Annotated in this window: 19 protein-coding genes and 1 tRNA gene; 16 read left to right on the top strand and 4 right to left on the bottom strand. The window is 65.6% G+C overall.

The annotated features are described in order from the left end of the window. Positions 1 to 169: 169 nt before the first annotated feature. From HMPREF0298_RS03670 to clpX, 6 genes are all read left to right on the top strand, one after another. Positions 170 to 243 (top strand) — tRNA-Pro (locus HMPREF0298_RS03670). A gap of 88 nt (positions 244 to 331) precedes the next feature. After that, positions 332 to 1,717, top strand: coding sequence for a trigger factor (gene tig, locus HMPREF0298_RS03675; RefSeq protein WP_006839757.1), 1,386 nt, complete (start codon positions 332 to 334; stop codon positions 1,715 to 1,717). A gap of 176 nt (positions 1,718 to 1,893) precedes the next feature. Continuing rightward, positions 1,894 to 2,487, top strand: coding sequence for an ATP-dependent Clp protease proteolytic subunit (locus HMPREF0298_RS03680; RefSeq protein WP_040422464.1), 594 nt, complete (start codon positions 1,894 to 1,896; stop codon positions 2,485 to 2,487). Positions 2,488 to 2,509: 22 nt separating this feature from the next. Then, positions 2,510 to 3,130: an ATP-dependent Clp protease proteolytic subunit gene (locus HMPREF0298_RS03685; RefSeq protein ID WP_006839759.1), complete on the top strand. Its 621-nt coding sequence runs from the start codon at positions 2,510 to 2,512 to the stop codon at positions 3,128 to 3,130. 29 nt (positions 3,131 to 3,159) lie between these two features. Continuing rightward, positions 3,160 to 4,296 (top strand): ribonuclease HI, encoded by a 1,137-nt coding sequence (locus HMPREF0298_RS03690; protein ID WP_006839760.1) that lies wholly within the window; start codon positions 3,160 to 3,162, stop codon positions 4,294 to 4,296. 71 nt (positions 4,297 to 4,367) lie between these two features. Next, positions 4,368 to 5,657: an ATP-dependent Clp protease ATP-binding subunit ClpX gene (clpX, locus tag HMPREF0298_RS03695; protein WP_006839761.1), complete on the top strand. Its 1,290-nt coding sequence runs from the start codon at positions 4,368 to 4,370 to the stop codon at positions 5,655 to 5,657. 3 nt (positions 5,658 to 5,660) lie between these two features. On the opposite strand, the gene HMPREF0298_RS03700 is transcribed toward clpX, so the two are convergent. Beyond that, a complete protein-coding gene (locus HMPREF0298_RS03700; RefSeq protein ID WP_006839762.1) occupies positions 5,661 to 6,473 on the bottom strand; it encodes a TetR/AcrR family transcriptional regulator in 813 nt (270 codons plus the stop codon). A 217-nt stretch (positions 6,474 to 6,690) separates the two neighbouring features. Between HMPREF0298_RS03700 and HMPREF0298_RS03705 the strand changes: the two genes are divergently transcribed. From HMPREF0298_RS03705 to HMPREF0298_RS03730, 6 genes are all read left to right on the top strand, one after another. Continuing rightward, the gene (locus HMPREF0298_RS03705) at positions 6,691 to 7,680 is read left to right on the top strand and encodes a malate dehydrogenase (RefSeq protein ID WP_006839763.1); all 990 of its coding nucleotides are present in this window, start codon (positions 6,691 to 6,693) and stop codon (positions 7,678 to 7,680) included. Between the two features lie 31 nt (positions 7,681 to 7,711). Then, on the top strand, positions 7,712 to 10,435 hold the full coding sequence (locus HMPREF0298_RS03710; protein ID WP_040422465.1) for a valine--tRNA ligase: 2,724 nt from the start codon (positions 7,712 to 7,714) through the stop codon (positions 10,433 to 10,435). Continuing rightward, a complete protein-coding gene (folC, locus tag HMPREF0298_RS03715) occupies positions 10,436 to 11,944 on the top strand; it encodes a bifunctional tetrahydrofolate synthase/dihydrofolate synthase (protein ID WP_006839765.1) in 1,509 nt (502 codons plus the stop codon). Then, complete coding sequence (locus HMPREF0298_RS03720) at positions 11,945 to 12,391, top strand: DUF4233 domain-containing protein (RefSeq protein ID WP_006839766.1); 447 nt, start codon at positions 11,945 to 11,947, stop codon at positions 12,389 to 12,391. It abuts the gene before it with no gap. Between the two features lie 98 nt (positions 12,392 to 12,489). After that, positions 12,490 to 13,641, top strand: coding sequence for an acetyl-CoA C-acyltransferase (locus HMPREF0298_RS03725; protein ID WP_006839767.1), 1,152 nt, complete (start codon positions 12,490 to 12,492; stop codon positions 13,639 to 13,641). Positions 13,642 to 13,647: 6 nt separating this feature from the next. Next, positions 13,648 to 15,828 carry a 3-hydroxyacyl-CoA dehydrogenase/enoyl-CoA hydratase family protein gene (locus HMPREF0298_RS03730; protein ID WP_006839768.1) on the top strand — a complete coding sequence of 727 codons (2,181 nt, stop codon included), beginning with the start codon at positions 13,648 to 13,650 and terminating at the stop codon, positions 15,826 to 15,828. Positions 15,829 to 15,931: 103 nt separating this feature from the next. On the opposite strand, the gene HMPREF0298_RS03735 is transcribed toward HMPREF0298_RS03730, so the two are convergent. From HMPREF0298_RS03735 to HMPREF0298_RS03745, 3 genes are all read right to left on the bottom strand, one after another. Next, positions 15,932 to 17,122, bottom strand: a complete 1,191-nt coding sequence (locus HMPREF0298_RS03735; RefSeq protein ID WP_006839769.1) for an acyl-CoA dehydrogenase family protein — start codon at positions 17,120 to 17,122, stop codon at positions 15,932 to 15,934. A gap of 75 nt (positions 17,123 to 17,197) precedes the next feature. Further along, on the bottom strand, positions 17,198 to 18,403 hold the full coding sequence (locus tag HMPREF0298_RS03740) for an acyl-CoA dehydrogenase family protein (protein ID WP_006839770.1): 1,206 nt from the start codon (positions 18,401 to 18,403) through the stop codon (positions 17,198 to 17,200). A gap of 103 nt (positions 18,404 to 18,506) precedes the next feature. Further along, positions 18,507 to 20,024: an AMP-binding protein gene (locus tag HMPREF0298_RS03745; RefSeq protein WP_040422468.1), complete on the bottom strand. Its 1,518-nt coding sequence runs from the start codon at positions 20,022 to 20,024 to the stop codon at positions 18,507 to 18,509. Positions 20,025 to 20,160: 136 nt separating this feature from the next. Between HMPREF0298_RS03745 and HMPREF0298_RS03750 the strand changes: the two genes are divergently transcribed. The 4 genes from HMPREF0298_RS03750 to HMPREF0298_RS03765 form a co-directional block, all read left to right on the top strand. After that, entirely contained in the window at positions 20,161 to 20,466 is a 306-nt protein-coding gene (locus HMPREF0298_RS03750) for a hypothetical protein (protein ID WP_006839772.1), read from the top strand. Positions 20,467 to 20,490: 24 nt separating this feature from the next. Further along, positions 20,491 to 20,901, top strand: coding sequence for a nucleoside-diphosphate kinase (ndk, locus tag HMPREF0298_RS03755; protein WP_006839773.1), 411 nt, complete (start codon positions 20,491 to 20,493; stop codon positions 20,899 to 20,901). Between the two features lie 144 nt (positions 20,902 to 21,045). Beyond that, positions 21,046 to 22,758, top strand: a complete 1,713-nt coding sequence (locus HMPREF0298_RS03760) for an alkaline phosphatase D family protein (protein WP_006839774.1) — start codon at positions 21,046 to 21,048, stop codon at positions 22,756 to 22,758. A gap of 229 nt (positions 22,759 to 22,987) precedes the next feature. Beyond that, positions 22,988 to 25,217: translation initiation factor IF-2 N-terminal domain-containing protein (locus HMPREF0298_RS03765; RefSeq protein WP_006839775.1), on the top strand; the 2,230-nt coding region annotated here is incomplete at its 3' end.

Genomic DNA, 25,217 nt, shown 5'->3' on the forward strand with positions numbered 1-25,217 from the left:
CAGAAACCTATTCACCACCCCACAACAGCCCAGGCGAAGATCTCGCCCGCATAAAGCCGCGGCGCGATGGGCAAACCGGAGCCCAAAACCAGCCCAATGGCGAACGCGGAAAAACACTCACGCTACAATCGTGAAACCGTGGGCCAGACGGCTTGCAGTAGTCGGATTACGGGGCGTGGCGCAGCTTGGTAGCGCACCTGCTTTGGGAGCAGGGGGTCGCAGGTTCAAATCCTGTCGCCCCGACAATGGCCAATCAGCCGCCGGGCACATGACTGGTCGTGGCAAGTATTTATAACGACTACGTGAAAATAACCAACTACAGGAGACATCCGTGAAGACTACCGTCGATAAGCTCAGCGACACCCGCGTCAAGCTGACCGTGAACGTGCCGTTCGACGAGCTCGGCGCCGAGATCGACCAGGCCTACAAAGCGATTGCCCAGCAGGTCACCATCCCCGGTTTCCGCCGTGGCAAGGCGCCGCGCCAGCTTATCGACGCCCGCTTCGGCCGCGGCCCCCTGCTCGAGCAGGTTGTCAACGACATGCTGCCGACCCGCTACGAGCGCGCCATCACGGAAAACGAGCTCAACCCGCTCGGTCAGCCGCAGATCGACATCACCAAGATCGTGGACAACGAGGTAGTCGAGTTCACCGCCGAGGTTGACATCCGCCCCGAGATCACCGTGCCCGACTTCTCCGCCATCTCCGTCAACGTCGCTGCGCTCAGCGTTGACGACGACGCCGTCGACGCCGAGCTTGACAACCTGCGTGCCCGTTTCGGCGAGCTGAAGGACACCTCCCGCAAGCTCAAGAAGGGCGACTTCGCGGTCATCGACATCACCGCGGAGATTGATGGCGAGACCATCGACGAGGCCTCCACCGAGGGCCTGTCCTACGAAGTCGGCTCCGACGACCTCATCGAGGGTCTGGACAAGGCGGTCAAGGGTCTCAAGACGGGCGAAGACGCCGAGTTCACCGCAACCATCGAGTACGGCGAGCACAAGGGTGAGGAAGCGACCATCAAGGTTGTCGTGCAGCAGACCAAGGAGCGCACCCTACCCGACCTCGACGACGAGTTCGCGCAGATGGCTTCGGAGTTCGACACCGTCGAGGAGCTGCGCGAATCGACCAAGACTCAGCTCGAGGAGACGAAGAAGGCCGAGCAGGCCGCGGAGATCCGCGACGAGGTTCTCAGGGCTGCGCTGGCCCAATCCGAGTTCTCCCTGCCGGAGTCCATCGTGGAGGAGCAGGCGCACAACCAGCTCCACCAGCTTCTGGGCCAGATGGCGCACGACGAAAACGCGCTCGCCCAGCTGCTCGAGGCCCAGGGCACGACCCGCGAGGAGTTCGACGCCAAGACCCGCGAGCAGGCCGAAGAATCAGTTCGCACCCAGCTTTTCCTTGACGCGGTCGCTGAGCAGGAGCAGCCGGAGGTTTCGCAGCAGGAGCTGACCGACCACATCCTGTTCACCGCCCAGTCCTACGGCATGGACCCGAACCAGTTTGTCGCCCAGCTGCAGCAGTCCGGACAGATTGCCAACCTCTTCTCCGACGTGCGCCGCGGCAAGGCCCTGGCCGCCGCCATCGCACGCACCACCGTGACCGACTCCGAGGGCAACTCCGTTGACCCCAACGAGTACTTCGGTGAGATTGAAGAGGACTCCGCTGAGGACGGCAACGCCGTCGCAAGCGACGCCACCGAGTCCACCGAGTCCTAAGTTGCCGCACGCAACCGTGTGAGACCCTCCGCTTCCTGGCGGGGGGTTTCTTTGTCAGCGAAAAGCACTCAACAAGCACTGCGTACGCCCGTAGCGAACACCGCTTCACAAGCCGAAACCGGCTAGTAGTGTGGTGGCATTGACCGCTCAACACTTTTTACGCCTAAGGAGCCAAAATGACTTCTCCGCAACCCGGAATGAACCTCGGCGACTCCGTCTACGAGCGCCTGCTGCGCGAGCGCATTATTTTTCTCGGCCAGCAGGTCGACGACGAGATCGCCAACAAGCTTTGTGCCCAGATCCTGCTTCTGTCCGCCGAGGATCCGACCCGCGACATCTCCCTCTACATCAATTCCCCGGGCGGATCCGTCACCGCAGGCATGGCCATTTACGACACCATGAAGTACTCGCCCTGCGACATTGCGACCTACGGGATGGGCCTGGCAGCTTCCATGGGCCAGTTCCTGCTTTCGGGAGGCACCAAGGGCAAGCGCTACGCCCTGCCGCACGCGCGCATCATGATGCACCAGCCCTCGGCGGGCGTCGGCGGCACGGCCGCGGACATCGCGATCCAGGCCGAGCAGTTCGCAGCGACGAAGCGCGAGATGGCCGAGCTCATCGCCGAGCACACCGGCCAGACGTTTGAGCAGATCACCAAGGACTCCGACCGAGACCGCTGGTTCACCGCTCAGGAAGCCAAGGAATACGGCATCGTCGACCACGTTATTTCGGACGCACGCCAGGCCACCGACGGAACCGTCGGCAACTAAGCAGAACAAGGAGACTTTTACCATGAATTTCCAAATGCCCACCTCCCGCTACGTTCTGCCGCAGTTTTTGGAGGAAACCTCCTTCGGCACGAAGCAGATCGACCCTTACGGCAAGCTCTTCGAAGAGCGCATCGTGTTTCTCGGCACCCAGGTAGATGACACCTCCGCCAACGACGTGATGGCGCAGCTGCTCGTGCTCGAATCTCAGGACCCGGATCGCGACATCACCATGTACATCAACTCCCCGGGTGGATCCTTCACCGCGCTGATGGCTATCTACGACACCATGCAGTACGTGCGCCCCGACGTGCAGACAGTCTGCCTGGGTCAGGCGGCATCGGCCGCCGCCGTGATCCTCGCCGCCGGCGCCCCCGGCAAGCGCGCAGCCCTTCCCAACTCGCGCGTGCTCATCCACCAGCCCGCGACCCAGGGCACGCAAGGCCAGGTTTCGGATCTGGAAATCCAGGCCGCGGAGATCGAGCGCATGCGTCGATTGATGGAGTCGACCTTGGCTGAGCACACCGGGCGCAGTGCCGAGCAGATCCGCAAAGACACCGACCGCGACAAGATCCTCACCGCCGACGAAGCCGTGGAGTACGGCATCATCGACCAGGTCTTCGACTACCGCAAGCTCAACCGTTAGGAGTATGAGGGCCCGCTGACGTGGGGAACATGGAGAAAATATCGCTAGGAACCCTGGGCGGGTCCTCCTCGCGCACCTACGCCACCCGCGAAGTCACCGCGGGCCAGGTGTCGCGCCGCGTGCACGTGGCCATCGCCATGTGGGAAGAGCCGTGGAAGTCCGGCAGTGACGCTGAGCGCAGGGGCTGGATCATCGCCATCGACGGCGGCAAGAACCGGCGTAGCGTCTGCGAAGACGGCGTTGCCCAGCGCGACCCGGATCCCCTGGCGGTTGAGGCGCTCGAAACCGAGCTGGGCAAAATGAACATTTCCGCGCGTGACGTGTGGGTGGTCACTGGCAAGCGCCAAATCGCGCTTCGTTCACTGCTGCAAAAGGCCGGCTTTGATGTCTCGGGGTCGTTTTCCCCGCAGAACAGGGCCGTCCGCCGCGCGACAAGTTTGATGCAGCGCCGCCGCAAGGCGACGTCGATACGCGTGCCTGAGGGTGAGCGGCGCAGGCGTCGAAAAGCGGCTCAAGAGGCCGCGCCGGAAACTCAGTGGCTGCCGAGCTACTCGCGAACCGAAGCGCGCGACGTAGACAACGTCACCATCTCCTGCGACGCGTCGTCGGACACGCACTCTACCGGCAGTGTCTGCTTCGTCGCCTCGACGGGCGATTACGAGGTTCAGACACAGTCTACCTCCGCGAGCATCGACGACCTCGAGCTGGTCGCGCTGACCAAGGCACTGCGCTACGCCGTGCGGGTCGGCGCGCGCCGCGCGACGATCGAGAGCGACTCCGCTGGAGCGCTCGCCGCAGCCCACGGGATGCACAAGCGGGGAACCGACGGGCGCCGCCGGGGCGGCATCCGCGGCAACGTGCGCCGCGACTACTACGAGGCGTGGAGTGCGGCGACGAAGTCGCTGGATGTAACCCTCGAACGCGTCCTCGGACACTCGGGCGATCCGCTCAACAAGGCCGCGGACCAGATCGCGTATCTGGCCATGCGCGCCTCGGTGCACCCACAGGAGGCCTCCGAGGCCGCGCTGCGGAAGGGAATCGCAACCTCCCTGGCGGAGGCGACGGCGGGTGGGGCACCGCAGGAGCGCACAAGCCGTCGCCGTCGGCGTCGAAGGCGTGGCCAGGGCCATCGACAACCTTGCGAAACACGCAATCAGCGCCAATGAAAACGGCCGACTTGACCCCTTTACTAAAGTGAAGGGACAAGTACCCGAGACGAAGCGAGACCGAGACCCGAATGGCACACATGCAAGAAAGCGCTGACCTGCTCAAGTGCTCCTTCTGCGGAAAGAGTCAGAAGCAGGTGAAAAAGCTCATCGCAGGCGGCGGTGTTTATATCTGTGACGAGTGCATCGAGCTGTGCAACGAAATCATCGAGGAAGAACTCGCCGGCTCGCAGGGGGCGAACGACGCCGAAGCGGAGAAGCTGCCCAAACCCTCCGAGATCGTGGGATTCTTGGACCGGTACGTCATCGGCCAGGACTCGGCCAAGCGCACCCTCGCCGTTGCCGTGTACAACCACTACAAGCGCATCCGCTCGCAGTCCCCGGCGTCGCTCAGCAGCCGCAAGCGTGACGACGACGTGGAGATCGCCAAGTCGAATATCTTGCTACTCGGGCCGACAGGTTCGGGCAAGACCTACCTCGCGCAGACGCTCGCGCGCATGCTTGACGTGCCGTTTGCCATCGCCGACGCGACCAGCTTGACCGAGGCCGGCTACGTGGGCGAGGACGTGGAGAATATCCTGCTCAAGCTCCTGCAGGCCGCCGATTTGGACGTCGATCGCGCTCAGCACGGCATCATCTACGTCGACGAGGTGGACAAGATCTCGCGCAAGTCCGAGAACCCGTCCATCACGCGCGACGTCTCGGGGGAGGGTGTGCAGCAGGCCCTGCTGAAGATCCTCGAGGGCACGGTCGCCTCCGTCCCGCCGCAGGGCGGGCGCAAGCACCCGAACCAAGAGTTCATCCAGATCGACACCACCAACATCTTGTTCATCGTCGCCGGCGCGTTCGCCGGGCTGGACAAGGTCATCGCAGAGCGCGTCGGCAAGCGCGGTATCGGCTTCGGGGCGGAGATCGACTCGAAGAGCGAGCGAGACAACTCCAACCTGCTCGGCCAGGTCATGCCGGGGGACCTGGTGAAGTTCGGGCTCATCCCCGAGTTCATCGGGCGCCTTCCCATCCTCGCCAACGTCGAGGACCTCGACCGCGACGCGCTCGTTCGCGTGCTCAAGGAGCCGAAAAACTCCCTGGTCAAGCAATACTCCCGTCTGTTCGCGCTCGACGGCGCGGAGCTCGAGCTCACCGACGATGCGCTCGGCGAGATCGCCGACCGCGCGGCAGAGCGCAAGACCGGCGCGCGCGGGTTGCGCGCGATCATGGAGGAGCTCCTGGTCCCGGTGATGTTCGACCTGCCCGACCGCGAGGACGTCACCCGGGTGGTCATCAGCGCCGAGGTGGTGCGCGGTGAGGCGGAGCCGCAGTACGTCACTACCGAGGCGGAGTCCGCTGGAAAAACTGCCTAGCGGCTAGTACAGCTCGGGTTCTTCGATGCCGTAGGAATCAGTCGGTGTCGTGCTCGGCTGCGCCGGTGCGGCGGCGGCCTCCAGGTAGCTGGCGTAGCCCGAGTCGGGGATGTTCGAGGTCAAAAACCCGAGTACCATGTCGATAGTCATGCGCCGCAGCCCCTCGGTGTTGCGCTGGTTGGTCAGCTTGACGTGGCCGAGCGCGAGCGATGCCTTGTGGCTGCTGATGCGGAACACGCACACCGAGGAGACGAGCAGCAACACGTCGTGGGCGGAGATGCCGGGACGAAACGCGCCCGAATCCTGCCCTAGCAGCAGCAGCCTCTCCATGTGCAGCACAACGTCCGCGTGGCCGTTGAGCGCGGCCGTTTCGTTCTGGTCGAGCAACGGGTCCAGGTTTTCGCGCAGCATCAACGCCACGGCATCGGTGTTGTCCTGGAAACGGTAGAAGATGGCGTCGATAAACCGGCGCATCCCCTCCACGGGCACGGCGTGGGAGCGGTTGAGCACGTCGGCAGGAGGGGTGATGCGTTCCATCGCGTGGGTCAGCGCGCGGCGGTAGAGGCCTTTCTTGTCCACAAAGTGGTAGTGGATCATCCGCTTGGACATCCCGGACTGACGGGAGAGATCGTCAAGCTTGGTGCCTGCGAAACCCTCCTGCGCGAACATTGTCAACGCCACGTCGACGACGTGGTCGAGCTGCTTGCGGGTTTCACCGCCGGGCGCACGGGAGGCAATTCCGCCGAGCTCTGCGGAGACGTCTCGCGCCGAAGCGGACGCGTCCGGGGAGAGATCCGCGCGTGGCGTGTGTGCCAAGAATGCTCCTTTGAGTCTTCGGGTACGGGCAGCACGTGTTGCGATGTACCCCCTATGGTGCCCGAAACCGGTCACCTGTGTGGGAAAGCCCCGGCGAATGCGACGCAAAAACGTCCGCGCTGCCACCTTTATGGGGGGAGTCAAGCATCGAGAAGCAAGCGCCGGCGCGCCTAAGATGGGCCCAAAAGGTCAACCTCTCACTCAGGCAGGACATGTCATGAACCTCAGCAACACGACACAACCCGTCAACGTCGTCGTCTCCGGAGCCGGCGGCAATATCGCGTATTCGCTCTTGTGGAGGATCGCCTCGGGCGATGTGTGGGGGCTCGAGCGCGCGATCAACCTCACCCTTTTGGAGATCCCGGATGCTGTTCGCGTTGCCGAGGGCGTCGCCATGGAACTGGCGGATTCGGCGTTTCCACTGCTCAGCTCAATCAACGTGAGCGACTCCGCCGAGCAGGCGTTCGACGGGGTTAACGCCGCCTTCCTCGTCGGCGCCAAGCCGCGCGGCAAGGGCGAGTCACGCGAAGACTTGCTGGAGGCCAACGGGCGCATCTTCACGGAGCAGGGCCGGGCGCTCAACGCCGGTGCCGCACGCGACGTCCGCGTGCTCGTCGTCGGCAACCCCGCGAACACCAACGCCTACATCGCCTCCAAGGCTGCCCCTGATATCGCGGGCGAGCACTTCAACGCGATGATGCGCCTAGACCACAACCGCGCGGCCTCGCAGCTCGCCGGCAAGCTCGGCGTCCCCGTCGGCGACCTCGACGGTCTCGTGGTGTGGGGTAACCACTCCGATACGCAGTTCCCCGACATCGAGTACCTGCGCGCTGGGGGACACCGACTCACCGAGCGCGTGGATCGGCAGTGGTACGTCGACGAGTTCATCGGGCGCGTTGCCAAGCGCGGAGCGGAGATTATCGACGTGCGAGGCTCGTCGTCGGCGGCCTCCGCGGCCTCCGCGGCCGTTGACCACATGCACGACTGGGTCAACGGCACCGGCGGCAGGTGGACCACTGTGGCGCTGCCGTCCACCGGTGAATACGGTGTCGACCCTGGTCTGGTTTTCGGCTTTCCCACCGTGGGCCTCAACGGGCGCTTCAGCGTCGTCGAGGGCCTTGAGCTGAGCGAGTTCCAGCGCGAGCGCATCGAGCGCAATATCGCCGCGTTGCGCGCCGAGGCCGCCGTGGCCGATAGCCTGTTTTAGGGTGTCGCAACGCACGGCTAGACTAAGGCGCGTGACTGAACGAGATGACTTGGTAGGCAAAAACCGCGCCGACGCGCTGCCCAAGGCGTGGGAGCCGCGCGAGCACGAGCAGGCTCTTTACGAAGGCTGGGTGGACAAGGGCTACTTCACCGCCGACCCGGCCTCCGGCAAGCCGGCCTACTCTGTCGTTCTCCCGCCGCCGAACGTCACGGGCCAGCTCCATATGGGCCACGCCCTGGACCACACGCTGATGGATGCGCTGGTGCGCCGCAAGCGCATGCAGGGCTACGAGGTGTTGTGGCTGCCGGGCATGGACCACGCCGGTATTGCCACCCAGACCAAGGTCGAGGCCAAGCTCAAGGAAGAAGAGGGCAGGGACCGCTATTCCTTAGGGCGCGACGAGTTCGTCGACCGGGTCTGGGAATGGAAGGAAAACTACGGCGGCGCCATCGCGTCGCAAATGCGCGCGATCGGCGACAGCGTTGACTGGTCGCGTGAGAGGTTCACCCTCGACGAGGGGCTCTCGCGCGCGGTGCAGACGATCTTCAAGCAGCTTTTCGACGCCGGCCTGATCTACCGTGACTACCGCCTGGTCAACTGGTCTCCGGTGTTGGAGACCGCGGTGTCCGACATCGAGGTCATCTACAAAGACGTCGAGGGCGAGTTCGTCTCCATCCGCTACGGCTCGCTTGACGACGCCCAACCGCACCTGGTCGTTGCAACCACGCGCGTCGAAACCATGCTCGGTGACGTCGCCATCGCGGTCCACCCCGACGACGAGCGCTACGCGCACCTGGTGGGCACCCAGTTCGACCACCCGTTCCGCGACGACCTGAAGCTCACCGTCATCGCCGACGACTACGTGGACATGGAGCTGGGAACCGGCGCGGTGAAGATCACCCCGGCCCACGACCCGAACGACTACGAGATGGGCTTGCGCCACAACCTGGACATGCCGATCATCATGGACACCGCGGGGAAAATCGCCGATACCGGAACCGAGTTCGACGGCATGACCCGCGAAGAGGCGCGCGTCGCGGTGCGCGAGTCTCTGGCCGCTCAGGGGCGCATTGTCAAGGAAATCCGCCCCTACGTCCACTCCGTGGGCCACTCCGAACGATCTGGCGAGGCCATCGAGCCGCGCCTGTCGCTGCAGTGGTTTGTCAAGGTGGACAAGCTCGCGGCCATGGCCGGCGAGGCGGTGCGTTCCGGCGACACGGTGATCCACCCGGAGTCGATGCAGAAGCGCTACTTCGACTGGGTCGACAACATGCACGACTGGACCATCTCGCGCCAGCTGTGGTGGGGCCACCGGATCCCGATTTTCTACGGCCCGAACGACGAGGTTGTCTGCGTCGGCCCGGACGAGGAGCCGCCGGCCGGCTACACCCAGGACCCGGACGTGTTGGACACCTGGTTCTCCTCGGCTCTGTGGCCGTTTTCCACCATGGGTTGGCCAGAGAAGACGCCGGAACTCGAGGCGTTTTACCCGACATCGGTGCTGGTTACAGCCTATGACATCCTGTTTTTCTGGGTAGCGCGCATGATGATGTTCGGTACGTTTGCCGCAACCCAAACCCCGGAGCTGTTCCCGGCGGGCAATAACGGCCGACCCCAGGTTCCGTTCACGGACCTCTACCTCCACGGGCTCGTCCGTGACGAAAAGGGCCGCAAGATGTCGAAGTCGCTGGGCAACGGCATTGACCCGATGGATTGGGTGGAGCGTTTCGGTGCAGACGCCCTGCGCTTTGCGCTTGCGCGCGGCGCCAACCCGGGCGTCGACCTGCCGATCGGCGAGGATAACGCGCAGTCGGCGCGCAACTTCGCCACCAAGCTCTACAACGCCACCAAATTCGCGCTGCTCAACGGCGCCGCGGTGGGCCCGCTGCCGGAGCGCGCGGAGCTGACCGACGCGGACCGCTGGATCCTCGACCGCGCCGAGGAGGTGCGCGCCTCCGTCGACGCCTACCTGGATGACTACCAGTTCGCTAAGGCCAACGAGGAGCTGTACCACTTCGCGTGGGACGAGCTGTGCGACTGGTACCTCGAGATTGCCAAAACCCAGATCCCGCGCGAGGAGGAGTCTGCGAGCGAGCAGGAGCGTGCCCGCGGGCGCAGCACTCAGATCGTGCTCGGCCGCGTAGTCGACGTCGTTTTGCGCTTGCTGCATCCGACGATGCCGTTTGTCACGGAGGTGTTGTGGACCGCGCTGACCGAGCAGGAATCGCTCTCCGTCGCGTCGTGGCCGACCTCAGCGGACACCAACGGCGGTGCGGCAACGGACGCGCAATCGCGCCGCCGCATCGAGGACGCGGTCAAACTGATTACTGAGCTGCGCCGCTTCCGCTCCGACCAGGGGGTCAAGCCCTCGCAAAAGGTGCCCGGCCGCCTCGATTTCGAACACGCCGACCTTGCAGGCCAAGAGGACCTGGTGCGCTCGATCGCGAAGGTCGAATCTCCGGAGGGTGAGTTTGAGGCGTCGGCAAGCGTGGAAGTGCGCCTCAGCCAAGCGACGCTCGACGTGGCGCTGGACACCTCGGGCACCGTCGACATCGCCGCCGAACGAAAGCGGCTGAACAAGGAGCTCGCCGAGGCCGAAAAGGAGCTCGAGAACACCGGCAAAAAGCTGGGCAACGAGTCGTTCCTTGCCAAGGCACCCGCCGAGGTCGTGGAGAAGATCAAGGCCCGCCGCGAGATCGCTCAGGCAGAGTTCGAACGCATCAGCGCCCGCCTCGAGTCCCTGCCGGAGGCCTAAATGGCCAACGACGCTACTGATGATTTCGCCGATCTGGGCGACCTGCCGCCAGACTATGACATCTCGTTGGAGGACACGGGCCTCAAGCTCAATCTCGGAGGCCGTGACGGTGGCGGCCCGGACGGCGACGATGAGGCGAAACCGCGGCCGGTGACCGAGCACGACATTGCCGAGCTGCGCCGCGTGGAGGCGGAACTTCTCACTAGGTGGGGCGAAACGGAGATTGATCCGACGCTCGATCGCGTCCGCCTGCTCATGGACTACTTGGGCGAGCCACAGAAATCCTTCCGCACCATCCACGTCGCGGGCACGAACGGCAAGACGTCGACGACCCGGATGATCGATTCACTGCTGCGGGCCTTCGGACACAGGGTCGGCCGCACAACCAGCCCCCACTTGCAGCTGATTACCGAGCGCATCGGCATCGACGGTGCGCCCATCCACCCGGCGCAGTTCGTTGCCATCTACGACCAGGTCGCGCCGTACATGGAACTGGCGGACCAGCACAGCGGACAGCGACTGAGCTATTTCGAGGCGCTCGTCTGCCTGGCCTACGCCGCGTTCGCCGATGCCCCCGTGGAGGTCGCCGTTGTGGAAGTGGGCATGGGAGGGCGCTGGGACGCGACCAACGTCGTCGAGGCGGACGTCAACGTGATCATGCCGATCGGCCTCGACCACACCGACTACCTCGGCGATACGCTGGCCCAGATCGCGGGGGAGAAGGCCGGGATCATCACCAATCCGGACTCGGTGACCATCATCGCCGATCAGGACCCGGAGGCGATGCGCGTCGTGCTGGAGGCCGCCGTGGACACCGGCTCGGCCGTCGCGCGTCTCGGCATCGAGTTCACGGTGGCCGAAGCCACGGTCGCCGTCGGCGGCCAAAACCTCACGCTCAAGGGCCTCGGCGGCGAATACACCGACATCTTCCTGCCGCTGTCCGGGCCGCACCAGGCCCGCAACGCCGCTGTCGCGCTCGCCGCCGTTGAGGCGTTCCACGGCGCGAGCTCGGAGCGCCCCCTCGACGCGGACACCGTGCGCCGCGGTTTCGCGGCAGTGGAGTCGCCGGGCCGCTTGGAGCGAGTGCGCGCCACCCCGACAACGTTCATCGACGCCACCCACAATCCGCACGGGGCCCGCGCGCTTGCCGACGCGCTTGCCAACGACTTCGACTTCACACGCCTCATCGGCGTCCTCGGGGTGCTCGGCGACAAGGACGCCACCGGAATCCTCGCCGCGCTCGAGCCCGTGTTCACCGAGGTGGTGATCACGCAAAACACTTCCCCGCGCGCGATGGACGCCTACGAGCTGGCGGAGCTGGCGCGCGAGATCTACGGCGACGAGCGGGTGCACGTCGTCACGCGGCTTGCCGACGCCTACGAGCTCGCCGTCGAACTTGCCGAGGATGCGCTCGCCGAGGTGGGCGTGCAATCTGGATCCGGTGTTGTCATTACCGGGTCCGTCGTTACGGCGGGCGAGGCCCGCTCCATGTTTGGAAAGGAACCCTAGATGAGCTCCAAGAAGCCGTCCCGGCCGCAAACGAGCCCGCTGGGCCCCGGGCGCGCGCCGGCCAAGGACCCCTTGAAGGGGCTTAACGGCGTGCTCTCCGGAACGTTGATCATGGAGTCGCTGACCGTCTTTTTGATCCTGCTGGTGGTGCTCAAGGTCGATGATGGCGCGCACTGGACCACGTTTAACTGGGTTTACATCACGGTCATCGGGCTCGCCCACGCGGTCATGGCTTTTGTGCAGCGCCTGCCCGGTGCGCTGTGGATCAACCTGGCGCTTCAGGTCCCGCTGGTCTTCGGGTTTTTCGTGCACTGGTCCGTCACGGCAGTTGGCGTGATGTTCGCCGTGGTGTGGTTCTTCGTCATCCGGTTACGCGCCGATATTATTGCCCGCATGGAGCGCGGATTCTTGGTGACACAGCACCTCGGGACGGCGGAGGATTCCTAGCGGGGTGTGTAGGGACCACCGTCGCCACCCGGCGGTGTTACTTCCGTTAGACTCGGAAGGACATGTAACGCAGTAGCCTCAACCTCCAAAGGAGCGGCATGTCCGAATCTATTTACATCACCAACGCCAAGCGCAGCCCGATCGGCACCTTCGGCGGTTCGCTGTCCAAGATCTCAACGATCGACCTGGGTGCGCACGTCGCCAAGGCCGTGATCGAGGACTCCGGCGTCGCAGCTGACCAGTTCGACTCTTCGGTGTGGGCCAACGTGGTCACCACCGGCCCGCGTGACCTCTACACTTCCCGCGCCGTCGCGCTCGAGGCCGGCCTGCCGCAGGGCTCCCACGCCTACGGCGTGAACCGTCTCTGCGGATCCGGCGTGCAGGCGGCCATCAGCGCGGCGCAGCAGCTGATGACTGATGACTCCCGCCTCGCCCTCGTCGGCGGTGTCGAGGTGATGAGCCAAGCTCCGTACTCGGTCGAGGGCATGCGCCAGGGCCGCAAGATGGGCGACGGCAAGCTGGTGGATTGGCTCACCGGTGCGCTGACCGACCCGATGGGCAACGGCATCATGGGCATCACGGCGGAAAACGTCGCCGCCAAGTACGGCATCTCTCGTGAGCGCCAGGACGAGTTCGCTCTGCAGTCCCAGAACCGCGCGGCCGACGCCATCGCCAACGGCCGCTTCACCGAGCAGATCGTGCCGGTGGGCGACTTCTCCGTCGACGAGCACCCGCGCCAGACCAGCGCCGAAAAGCTGGCCGGTCTGCGGCCGTCCTTCAACAAGGAGGGCACGGTGACCCCCGGCAACGCCTCAGGTATCAACGATGCTGCGGCCGCGCTGGTGATGACCGGCGAGTCCGGTCTCTCCCAGTTTGGCCTGGAGCCGATGGCCAAGGTGGTCTCCTGGGGGCTGGCAGGCTGCGATCCGAAGTACATGGGCCTCGGCCCGACCGTCGCGGTGCCGCGTGCCCTGGACAAGGCGGGCTTGAAGCTCGATGACATCAAGCTCATCGAGTCCAACGAGGCTTTCGCCGCCCAGGCCATTGCCGTCGCCGACCAGCTCGGCTTCGACAACGACAAGACCAACATCAACGGCGGTGCGATCGCGCTCGGCCACCCGATCGGTGCAACCGGCGTCATCTTGATCACCAAGCTCATCCACTCCCTGAAGGACGCCGGCGGCGGACTTGGCCTTGTCACCGCCTGCATCGGCGGCGGCCAGGGAATCGCTCTCATCCTGGAGGTTTAACAACGCATGGCTTCTGACATCACAACCGCAGCAGTTCTCGGCGCGGGCTCCATGGGTGCTGGCATTGCCGCACTTCTTGCCAGCGGCGGCATCAAGGTCCACCTGCTCGACCTGCCCGCCGACGGCGACGACCGCGACGCCCGCGCCCGCAAGGGCATTGAGACCCAGGTCAAGCGCCACGGGTTCACCCGCCCCGAGTATGCCGAGCGCGTCACGCCTGGCAACACCGAGGACCACCTCGACCGTCTCGCCGAGGCTGACTGGATCGTCGAGGCCGTCTTCGAGGACATCGACGTCAAGCGCGATACTTTCGCTAAGGTGGACGCGCACCGCCGCCCCGGCACCCCGGTGACCTCGAACACATCCACCATCCCGCTGGAGACCCTGCTGGCCGAGTCCAGCGAGGAGTTCAAGGGCGACTTCGCCATCACCCACTTCTTCAACCCGCCGCGAGTCATGCGGCTCGTCGAGCTCGTCCAGGGCCCGGATACCCGCCCGGAGGTGGGGGAGAAACTGCGCCAGGTGCTCGAGCGCGACCTCGGCAAGGTCATAGTGGATTGCCGCGACACCCCGGGCTTCATCGCCAACCGCATCGGATCGTTCTGGATGGGCGTCGGCGCGCAGGTCGCCTTTGACCAGGGCATCGCACCGGAGCAAGCGGACACCGCCTTCGGCAAGCCCTTCGGCGTGCCGCGCACCGGCGTTTTCGGGCTCTTCGACTACGTCGGCCTCCAGGTTGCCCCCCACATCTGGGGCTCACTGCTGGCCGCCCTGCCTGCCGACGATGCAATGCAGGACTACGGAGTGACCGATTCCCCGCAGTTCAAGGAGCTGCTGGAGAAGGGTTTCACCGGCCGCACCGCCGAGTCCGGTTTCTACCGCGGCCGCGACGAGGTCTACGACTTCGAGAAGGGTGACTACCGCCCGAAGCAAACCTACGAGGTGCCCAAGGATCCGCAGGAGCTCATGGAGTCCGGCACCCCGGAAGGCAACTACGCGCGTGAGGTCTTCCGTATTACCCTGCAGTACTGCTGCGACACCGCCGAAGAGATTGCGGCCACGGTCGATCAGATCGACATCGCCATGGAGCTCGGCTACGGCTGGAAGAAGGGCCCCTTCGCGCTTGCCGACGCTATCGGGCTCGACTACGTCGCCTCGCTGTTCGACACCGTCCCGGCGCTGCTGGAATCCGCCCGCTCTGCCGGCGGGTTCTACGTTGACGGCAAGGTCCTCGGCACCGACGGCACCCTCACCGAACGGCCCGAGCGTGAGGGTGTGGTCCGCGTCTCCGAGCTGGTCAAGGACGCTGAGGTGATCGCGGAGAACGCTGGCGCCACCGTGTACAAGCTCGAGGACGGCATCGGGGTGTTCGTGTACAAGACCCCGATGAACTCCTCGACCGACGACGTCACCGAGCTGTTCACCCTCGCCGGCGAGTGGGACCTTACGGGGCTCGTGGTCGCCAACGACGAGGCGCGTGCCTTCTCTGCCGGAGCTAACCTGCCGCGGCTAGCCGAAATTTCCGGCCCGAACGGCGATGAGCAAGCACGCCAGGCCACCATCCGGCAGGGCATCGACGGCCTGCACGCGCTGCGCCGCGCCCCGTACCCGGTTGTCGGCGCCGTGCGCGGCGTCGCTCTCGGTGGAGGCATGGAGCTTCTGCTCCACACCGACGCATCGGTCATCCACGCCGAGACCCGCGTGGGCTTCCCCGAGCGCTCCGTCGGCCTGTTCCCGGCATGGTCGGGTCCCGTACGTCTTCTTGAGCGACTGCTCGAACTTGGGGTTCCGAATGCCCACAAGGTGGCCTATGACGCATTGCTCAACGTTAAGCCCGTTCCAGCGGTTAACGTGGACTTCTGGCGCGAGAACGATCGCGTGATCATGAGCCCCGACCATGTGGTGGAGCAGGCTCTCGAACTCGCCCGCGAGCTTGCCAGCGTCTACACCGCCCCCGCCGACGCGGAACTTCCGCTGACCACGGAGACGCTCGAGTACACGGACGGTTCTGAGACGGACCGTGCGATTGGTGATGCTCTGGCGTCCGTCTTCGCCGGTGAGGGCAACGCCACCGAGGCCGAGTTGGCCGACCGCCAGGTCACCGCCGCTTCGGACGTTCTCGCGCGACAGGAAAACGCTGATCGCGCCGAGCACATGGCGAAAACCCGCAAGCCGCTGAACAACTAGCGCTTGTAAGGCTGTAAAACAGCGCCCGCCCCCGGACTTGTTGTCCCCGGGGCGGGCGCTGTTTTTCTGTGTCTCTGAGGTCTTCGGTGGGAAGACCTCAGCGTTAGCGGTAGGCGCTGACGCCGGTGATGGTCTTGCCGACGATGAGTGATTGGATGGTGTCGGTACCTTCGTAGGTGTGCAGTGCTTCGATGTCGGCGAAGTGGCGGATGACGTCGTTCTCCAGCAGGATGCCGACGCCGCCGAACATGTCGCGTGCGTTGGCGGCGACGCGTCGTGCGGCGCGGGTGTTGTGCACCTTGGCCAGGGCTGCTTGCTTTTCGTTGAGCTGGCCTGTTTCTTCGAGTTCGAGCAGGCGCTTGCAGTACAGGGCCATGCTGGTGACGTCCATGAGCATGTCGGCGAGGCGTTGCTGGATGATCTGGTTTTTGTTAAGCGGGCGGCCGAACTGGTGACGCTCGGTGGCGTACTTCAGGGCTTTTTCGTAGCAGTCGATCGCCATACCGAGAGCACTCCACGCGACACCCAAACGTGTTCCGCCCAGCACCGCGGCGGTGTCGCGGAACGACCGGGCGCCCGGGAGGCGACGGTCGTCGGGCACGCGGACGTTGTTAAGCGTGATGTGCGCCTGGGGGATACCGCGCAGCGATGCCTTGCCCTCGATCGTCTCAGCGTGGTAGCCGTCGGCGTCCTGGTCGACGATGAAGCCGCCGACCTCGCCGTCGTCCATGCGGGCCCACACAACCGCGATGTGTCCGACGGAGCCGTGGCCGATCCACTTCTTCTCGCCGTTGATGACCCAGTCGTCGCCGTCGCGCTTCGCAGTCGTCTCCAGAGCCACAGAGTCGGAGCCGTGATCCGGCTCAGTCAACGCGAACGCGCCGCGGATCTCCATGCGCGCCATCGGGCCGAGGTACTTCTTCTTCTGCTCCTCAGAGCCGAGGCTGTTGATCGACTGCATCGCCAGGCCCGCCTGGACGATGACCGCCGTCGCCGTCGAGGCGTCACACCTGGCCAACTCCAAAGCGACGAGGCGGTTCGCGCGGATCGACATGGGGCGCTCGCCCTCGATGTCGATGCCGTCGCGGATCAGACCGCGTCGCGCCGCCTCCTCGATGGCCGGGATGTTGTACTCGGCTTTTTCCCAGGCGTCGTTGACCTGCGGGTGGACCCACTTGGCGTAGTCGCGTGCTGTGCGCCACCAGTCGAGGTCGTCGCCGTCGACGTCGGCGAACACCTGGTAATAGTCGGCGCGGGCGTCGAGAAGGTCGTGCTGTGCTGCGGATTCAGTCATATTCAATGCCTTTCGTGTGGAAGAGCCCCAACGGATCTATGTCCATTGGGGCTATGGGTGGAGCTTAGGTCGGGGCTAGCCGGTGAACGCGCCGACGCCGGTGATGGACTTGCCCACGATGAGCGACTGCATGGTGTCGGTGCCCTCGTAGGTGTGCAGGGTCTCGATGTCGGTGAAGTGGCGGATCACGTCGTTTTCGAGCAGGATGCCGACGCCGCCGAACATGTCGCGTGCGTTGGCGGCGACGCGTCGTGCGGCGCGGGTGTTGTGCACCTTGGCCAGGGCTGCCTGCTGCTCGGTGACCTCGCCGGACTCCTCGAGCTCGAGCAGGCGCTTGCAGTACAGGGCCATGCCGGTGACGTCCATGAGCATGTCGGCGAGGCGCTGCTGGATGATCTGGTTCTTGATCAGCGGGCGGCCGAACTGGTGGCGCTCGGATGCGTACTTCAGGACCTTCTCGTAGCAGTCGATGGCCAGGCCGAGCGCACTCCAGGCCACGCCGATGCGCGTGCTCATGAGCACCTTGGCGGTGTCGCGGAAGGACTTGCAGCCCGGCAGGCGGCGGTCGTCGGAGACGCGAACGTTGTTGAGCTTGATCTCAGCCTGGGGGATGCCGCGCAGGGAGCCCTTGCCGGTTATCGTGGTGGCTTCGTAGCCTTCCTGGTCCTGATCGACGATGAAAGCGCCGACCTTGCCGTCTTCCATGCGGGCGTAGACCACGGTGATGTGGCCGACGGAGCCGTGGCCGATCCACTTCTTCTCGCCGTTGATGACCCAGTCATCGCCGTCACGCTTCGCTGTGGTTTCCAGGGCGATGGAGTCGGAGCCGTGATCCGGCTCGGTCAGGGCGAAGGCGCCGCGGATTTCCATGCGCGACATCGGGCCGAGGTACTTGGCCTTCTGCTCGTCGGTTCCGAAGGAGTTGATCGACTGCATGGCCAGGCCCGCCTGGACACCGAACGCAGTGGCGGTGGAGGCGTCGAGACGCGAAGCCTCCATGCCGATCATGCGCTTGGCGCGGATGCTCATCGCGGGCTGGCCCTCGATGTCGATGCCGTCGCGGATCAGGCCGCGGCGCGCTGCTTCTTCTGCGCCGGGGATGTTGTACTCGGCTTTTTCCCACGCGTCGTTGACGAAGGGGCGTGCGAACTCGCAGAAGTCGCGGGCCTTCTTCCACCATTCGAGGTCCGCGCCGTCGACGTCATCGAAGATGCGGTAGTAGTCGGTGCGGGGGTCGAGCGGGATGCCCTGGAACTCGGTGAACTGGGGTGTGTCGGCCATGATTGCCCTCCAAAGCTGTTAGATGAGTCGTGCTTTCTCAGTATTGTGACTCACATCGCATAGCGGCGCAACCGATTTGTAGCGTGGGTTTCCGTGTCGCATCTCACGCCGCGGGCCACGGAACCTGGCGGAGTTCGCGGCGTAGGATCTTGCCGGTCGGGTTCTTCGGGATCGCGTCGACGAACTCCACCGCGCGCACCTTCTTGTACGGGGTGACGCGCTCCGCGACCCACTCCATGAGCTGCCCGGCGCTCACATCCGCCCCCTCCCGCTTGACGACGAACGCGCGCGGGATCTCCAGGCCGTCTCGCTCCGCTCCCACCACGCCGACGTCGTTAACGTCCGGGTGGGTGAGCAGCAGCGCCTCCAGTTCGGCTGGGGCGACCTGGTAGCCCTTGTACTTGATCACTTCCTTGGCGCGGTCGATGATCCTCAGGCCACCGTCGTCGCCTATGCGCGCGATGTCGCCGGTGCGCAGCCACCCGCCCTGCACGAGGGTGTTGTTCGTGGCCTCCTCGTTGTCGAGATAGCCGAGCATGACCTGGGGTCCGCGCACGAGTACCTCGCCCTGCTGGCCCTCCTCGACATCCTCGAGCGTGTCAATGTCCACGAGGCGGATTTCGGTGTTGGGCGCGGGCTTGCCCACGCTCGAGTGGTCGGCGTCGCCGTGCAGGTTGAGAGCGACGAGAGGGGCGGCCTCGGTCATGCCCCAGCCCTGGACCACCTTCGTGCCCAGTCGCTCCTCAACCGCGCGCATGATGGGGGCGTCGATAGGCGCGGCGCTGCTGACCATCAGCTTGGAGTCGGCGAACCAGGACGCGTCGATTTCCGGGCCTTTCGCCATCGCGATGGCCATTGGCGGGGCGATGAAGGTGAACTCGATGTTGTGCGTGCCGTGGGCGCTGAGGAAGAGTCCGAGGTCGAACTTGGGCATGGTGAAGATGTGGTGGCGGCGGTACAGCGGGCTGAGCAGCAAGACGGTGAGCCCGTAGATGTGGGAGAACGGCAGCACGCTTAAGGTGTTCGCCTCCCGCCGGATGCCGCAGAGGTCGATCATCGCGTCGACCTGCAGGATGTTGGCCACCAGATTGCGGTGCGTCAGCTGCACACCCTTCGGCAGGCCGGTCGTGCCGGAAGAAAACGGGACGGCGGCCACGGATGCAGGGTCGATGTGCAGGTCAGGCGCGGGATGGTGGCGCTGCGCGATTGATTGCAGCTCCATGGAGAAGATCTGGGGGATCTGCTCCATGTCGGTCGGGCCGATAAACAGCTTGGAGTGCGAGGCGGAGACGATGTGCGCCACGTCGGCCTGGTTCATCAGCATGCCGACGGGGTTGACGGTGGCCCCGGCGCGCATGACGCCGAGCAGGCTGGCCGCGAAGTTGATGGAGTTGGGCACCTGGAGCGTGACCACGTCGCCGGGCCCGATCCCGCGGGAGGTGAGCTCCCCGGCGATCGATTCGGAGCAGTCCCTCAGCTCGGCGTAGGTCGCCGTGGTTCCGATCGTCAGCTCGGTGATGGCGGGCAGCGCCGCGTCCTTCTCGCTCAGGCCGCCGAAGACCAGGTCGAACACGTTCGTCTCCGGTACCTCGACGCTGGGGTAGGGGCTGTGGTAGATCAACGAAACCTCCCGGTGTGTGATGTGGGTCGCAATGCTTATCAATGTGTAGCACACGCTATACCGCCCGGGGCGATTTTTATTTATCTGTGCAAAACTACCCGGGTGGCGGCGCCGCAGGTGGTTATGCTCAGGTGTTATGCGCACCCTTTGGTTTGTTCTCGCCGCCGCGTTCTCGCTCGTCGCCGTGGGCGCGAACTGGCTGGATCTTCCCCGGCCGGCGGCCCTTGCGTCGATCGCGGCGGCCGCGGTGTTCCTGGTCCTGGGTTTCCGCGAGACGTACCGCAACCGCGTTCAGGGCCCCGTCGAGCTCGACGCCGAGCAGGAAGAGACGATCCGCAGGATGAAGTCGGAGGGTAACTCCGGGCTGGCGATCCGGCAGGTGCAGATGTGGCATCGCTACGCCTCCGCGGAGGACGCGGCCCGCATCGTGCGCGAGTTGTAACCGCGTTTAGTAGTGTTGGCGACTATGACTGAACGCACTTTGATCCTGATCAAGCCGGACGGCGTCGCCAACGGCCTCGTCGGAGAGATTATCGCCCGCATCGAGCGCAAGGGCCTCAAGCTCGTCGAGCTCGACCTGCGTACCGCGGACCGCGAGACCGCGGAGAAGCACTACGCGGAGCACTCCGACAAGCCGTTCTTTGGTGAGTTGGTGGACTTCATCACTTCCGCCCCGCTGGTGGCCGGCATTGTCGAGGGCGAGTCCGCCATTGCCGCGTGGCGCCAGCTCGCCGGTGGCACCCACCCGGTGGAGAAGGCCACCCCGGGCACGATCCGCGGCGACTTCGCGCTCAGCGTCGCCGAGAACGTTGTCCACGGCTCCGATTCGGCCGAGTCCGCGGAGCGCGAGATCGCCATCTGGTTCCCCAACAAGTAGAAAGCTCGCCCCGCTTGTCGACGCCACCTGCAACGCGCCGGTGGCGTTTGCGTTGAGTTAACCTGCGGTGAATCGCGCCGGAAAAGTTGGGAAACTGGGGCTTCCCGTGTTGCGGACGGGGGGCTCGCGGTTGACCATGACCGTATGTCTGACACGCCTGACCACGCGCTGCCTCGCCGTTCCTTCATCGTCGGCACCGGCGTCGCCGCCGCCACCGCCGCTATCGCCCCCCGCGCCTCCGCGCAGCTGTCGTCCCAGCTGTCCTCAACGTCGTCGGGGTCCTCGCTGACCGGCGGCCGCGTTCTGCCCGGCGCCCCGGAATCGCAGTACTCCCACTTCATGCACGGCGTCGCCTCCGGCGACCCGACCCCCACGTCGGTGATTCTGTGGACCCGCGTGACGGTGAGCCCCGAGGCCACCCCCGGGTCGGGTATCGGCGCTGACGCCCCCGTGGGCTGGGAGGTGGCAACCTCGCCCGAGTTCACCACCGTGGTCCGCTTCGGCACCGTGACCGCCCAGGCGGTCTCGGACCACACCGTCCACGTGGACCCGAACGGCCTGCAGCCGGGCACGGTGTACTTCTACCGGTTCAGCTACAACGGGATGTTCTCCCCGGTGGGCCGCACGCAGACGGCGCCCGCCTACGACGCCGCGGTGGATGAGGTCACCTTCGCCCTGGCTTCCTGCGCCAACTGGGAGGCCGGGTACTTCGCGGCCTACCGCGACATGGCGGAGCGCGCGGAGCGAGGCGAGTTCGACGCCGTGGTGTTCCTGGGCGACTACATCTACGAGTATCCGACCGGCGAGTACGCGGGGAAGAGCGGCGTTTCGCGCCAGCACTCGCCGCAGAACGAGACGATCACGCTCACCGACTACCGGGTCCGCCACGGCCGCTACAAGCAGGACCTGCAACTGCAGCGCGCGCACGCCGCCGCGCCGTGGATCGTCATCTGGGACGACCACGAGACGGCGAACAACTCCTGGCGCGAGGGGGCGGAAAACCACACCGACGGGACCGAGGGCCCGTGGCTGGACCGCCGCAACGCCGGACAGCAGGCGTACTTCGAGTGGCTACCGGTGCGCGCGACGCGCCCGTCGGAGGGCGGGCACATCTACCGCAGCCTGCAGTTCGGGTCCCTGGTCAACCTCACGATGATGGACCTGCGCACCTACCGCGACGCGGAGCCGTCCCGCCTGTCCGGCAGTAGCGACGGGCGCGAGATGCTGGGCTCCGAGCAGTTCGACTGGCTCGCCTCGGTGGTGCGCAACTCCACGACAACGTGGAACGTGATGGGCAACTCCGTCATGATCGCCCCGCTGACGCTGGGCTCGCTCGCCCCGACGAGCTCCGAGGCCCGCCTGGTCAACCAGCTGATTGAGGATTTCTCCACGCTGGTCTCCGGCATCCCCCTGAACCCGGACCAGTGGGACGGCTACGCCTGGGCGCGCAACCGGCTGTTCGACGAGCTCGCCGCGGACGACGCCAACGTGTTGTTCCTCACCGGCGACATCCACACCGAGTGGGCGAACTCGATCGTGCACAACGGCGAGGAGATCGGCTGCGAGATCGTGACCTCCTCGATCAGCGCCGCCAACGTGGGCGACTCTGTGAGCACCTACACGCACGTCTACTACCCGGAGAACAACCCCGTCTCCCTGCTGGCAGAAGACCTCATCCGCTCGCTTAACCCGGCCGTCAAGCACGTCGACTTCGATGCCCACGGCTACGCGGTGGCGAGGATCCGCCCGGCCGAGGTGGGCATGGAGTTCTACCGCGTGGGCGACTACGAGAACCCCGATTCGGCGGTGGGCCTCGCCCTGTCGCGCGTGTGGCGCCCCGGCGCCGGCTACGTCTAAGGCGGGCGGAAAGGGGCGGTGCCGCCGCTGGTGTGCCACAATGGATGCGAAGCGTGGGCGGGCCGTGTATATGCCACGTTAAGACGAGTTTATATCTGCGGCCCAACAGCGCTGTGAAGCTTAAAACACGCATCCCGATGCGGGAGGCGGCACTGTGCGGCGGCGGCGACGAGGAAATCGCCAGCGCCCGGTGGCGTCGCCCCGCTCGGCCTATGAATGGAGATTCTCCGTGGCCACAAACAAGCACCCTGCGGCGGCGTTCGACCGCAGCCAACTCACCGACAAGACGAGGGTGTTCCAGCTCGCCAAGGCGCTCGGGGTCCCCTCGAAAGAGCTCATCGTCGCGCTGACCGAAATGGGCCTGGTCAAAGTGGCCCAGTCTTCGCTGACGCGGGCCGAGGCAGAGAAGCTTCTCGACGCCCTCTCCGACCCCGCCCAGGCCAACCACGACGCCACCTCGGAGGACGCCGTGGCGGAGGTGGACGAAAAGATCCGCGAGCGCGTGCGCAAAGACGTGGAAAACGAGATCCACCAGATCGAGGAGAAGGTGGAGCGCGAGCTCCCCGCCCCGGAATCCGACAGCGATGAGCTGCTGACCAACATCGAGCCCGAGATCACCCCCGCCCCCGAGAGCGACGAGGTGCCCGCATACGTGCCCGTGTTCAAGGCGCCCTCGCGGGAGGAGAGGCGTCGCGCCAGGCGGGCGTCGTCACGCGAGGCGATGCAGGACAGCGAGCCGGTGGACAGCGGCGCGGCCGATGAGGCTCAGCCAGCCGACGAGGTCGAGGTGATTGAGGAGCCGAAGGCGATCCGCGGCTCCTCGCGTCTGGAGGCGCAGCGCCGCCGCCGCTCCGAGAAGCGGGAGGAGGACCGCAAGCGCTCCAAGATCGTCTCGCAGGCGGAGTTCCTCGCCCGCCGCGAATCGGTCGAGCGGACCATGGTGGTGCGCGAGCGCGCCCGCCACAGCGGCCACGGGACCATCACGCAGGTCGGCGTGCTCGAAGACGGGGTGCTGGCGGAGCACTTCGTCACCTCGGACCAGAATGCGTCGATGATCGGCAATATTTACCTCGGCCGCGTGCAGAACGTGCTGCCGAGCATGGAGGCGGCGTTCATCGACATCGGCCAGAACCGCAACGGCGTGCTCTACGCGGGCGAAGTCGATTGGAAGGCAGCGGGCCTCGGCGGGCGTTCGCGCCGCATCGAGCAGGCCCTGAAATCCGGCGACCAGGTTATGGTGCAGGTGACCAAAGACCCGGTCGGCCACAAGGGGGCGCGCCTGACCACGCAGATTTCGCTGGCCGGGCGCTACCTGGTCTACGTGCCCGGTGGCCGCAGCGCCGGCATCTCGCGCAAGCTGCCCGCGCCCGAGCGCAAGCGCTTAAAGGAGATTCTGGCCAAGGTGGTGCCCGGAAAGGGCGGGGCGATCATCCGTACCGCCGCCGAGGGCGTATCCGAGGAGGCGATCGCCGCCGACGTCACCCGGCTGCACAATCAGTGGGAGACCCTGCAGGAGCAGGCGGAGCGCGAAAAGTCCTCGAAGGGCGCCAAGCCCGTCACGCTCTACGAGGAGCCCAACCTGCTGGTCAAGGTCGTGCGCGACCTGTTCAACGAGGACTTCTCGAAGCTGATTGTCGACGGAAAGCGCCCCTGGAACACCGTCCACGCCTACGTCAGCTCGGTCGCCCCCGACCTCGAGGACCGCCTCGTGCGCTATGACCGTGCCGCGCACGACGGCCAGGACGCATTCGAGGCCTACCGGGTTGACGAGCAGATCCAGAAGGCGCTCTCCCGTACCGTCTGGCTGCCATCCGGCGGCACGCTGGTCATCGACCGCACCGAGGCGATGACCGTCATCGACGTCAACACCGGCAAGTTCACCGGCTCCGGCGGCTCGCTGGAGGAGACGGTAACCCGCAACAACCTGGAGGCGGCCGAGGAAATCGTGCGCCAGATGAGGCTGCGCGACATCGGCGGCATGATCATCGTCGACTTCATCGACATGATCCTGCCCGAGAACCAGGAGCTGGTTCTGCGCCGCCTGAAGGAGGCGCTCGGCCGCGACCGCACCCGCCACCAGGTCTCCGAGGTGACCTCCCTGGGGCTAGTGCAGATGACACGCAAGCGTCTCGGCACCGGCTTGTTGGAGACCTTCTCCACGCCGTGCGAGTGCTGCGGCGGCCGCGGCATCATCGTCGCCGACGACCCCGTCGACACCGCCGACCCCGCCGAGGGTGTTGCACCGGCTCGCGGGCGCGAGAGGCCGAGCAAGCACACGCATTCCGACAAGCCCGCAGCTGCCGAGCAGGACAACGCGGATAAGGACCCCGCGGACCACGTCATCGCGCTCGACGAAGAGGCCCTGGACAAGCTGGCCGCCTCCGTCATCGGCGGGGACACTGATTCCGACGGGTCCGACGGGTCCGGAGGGTCCGACGCTTCCGGCGCTGGCAGCGCGG

Source organism: Corynebacterium lipophiloflavum DSM 44291, assembly GCF_000159635.1.
GTDB classification, from domain to species: domain Bacteria; phylum Actinomycetota; class Actinomycetes; order Mycobacteriales; family Mycobacteriaceae; genus Corynebacterium; species Corynebacterium lipophiloflavum.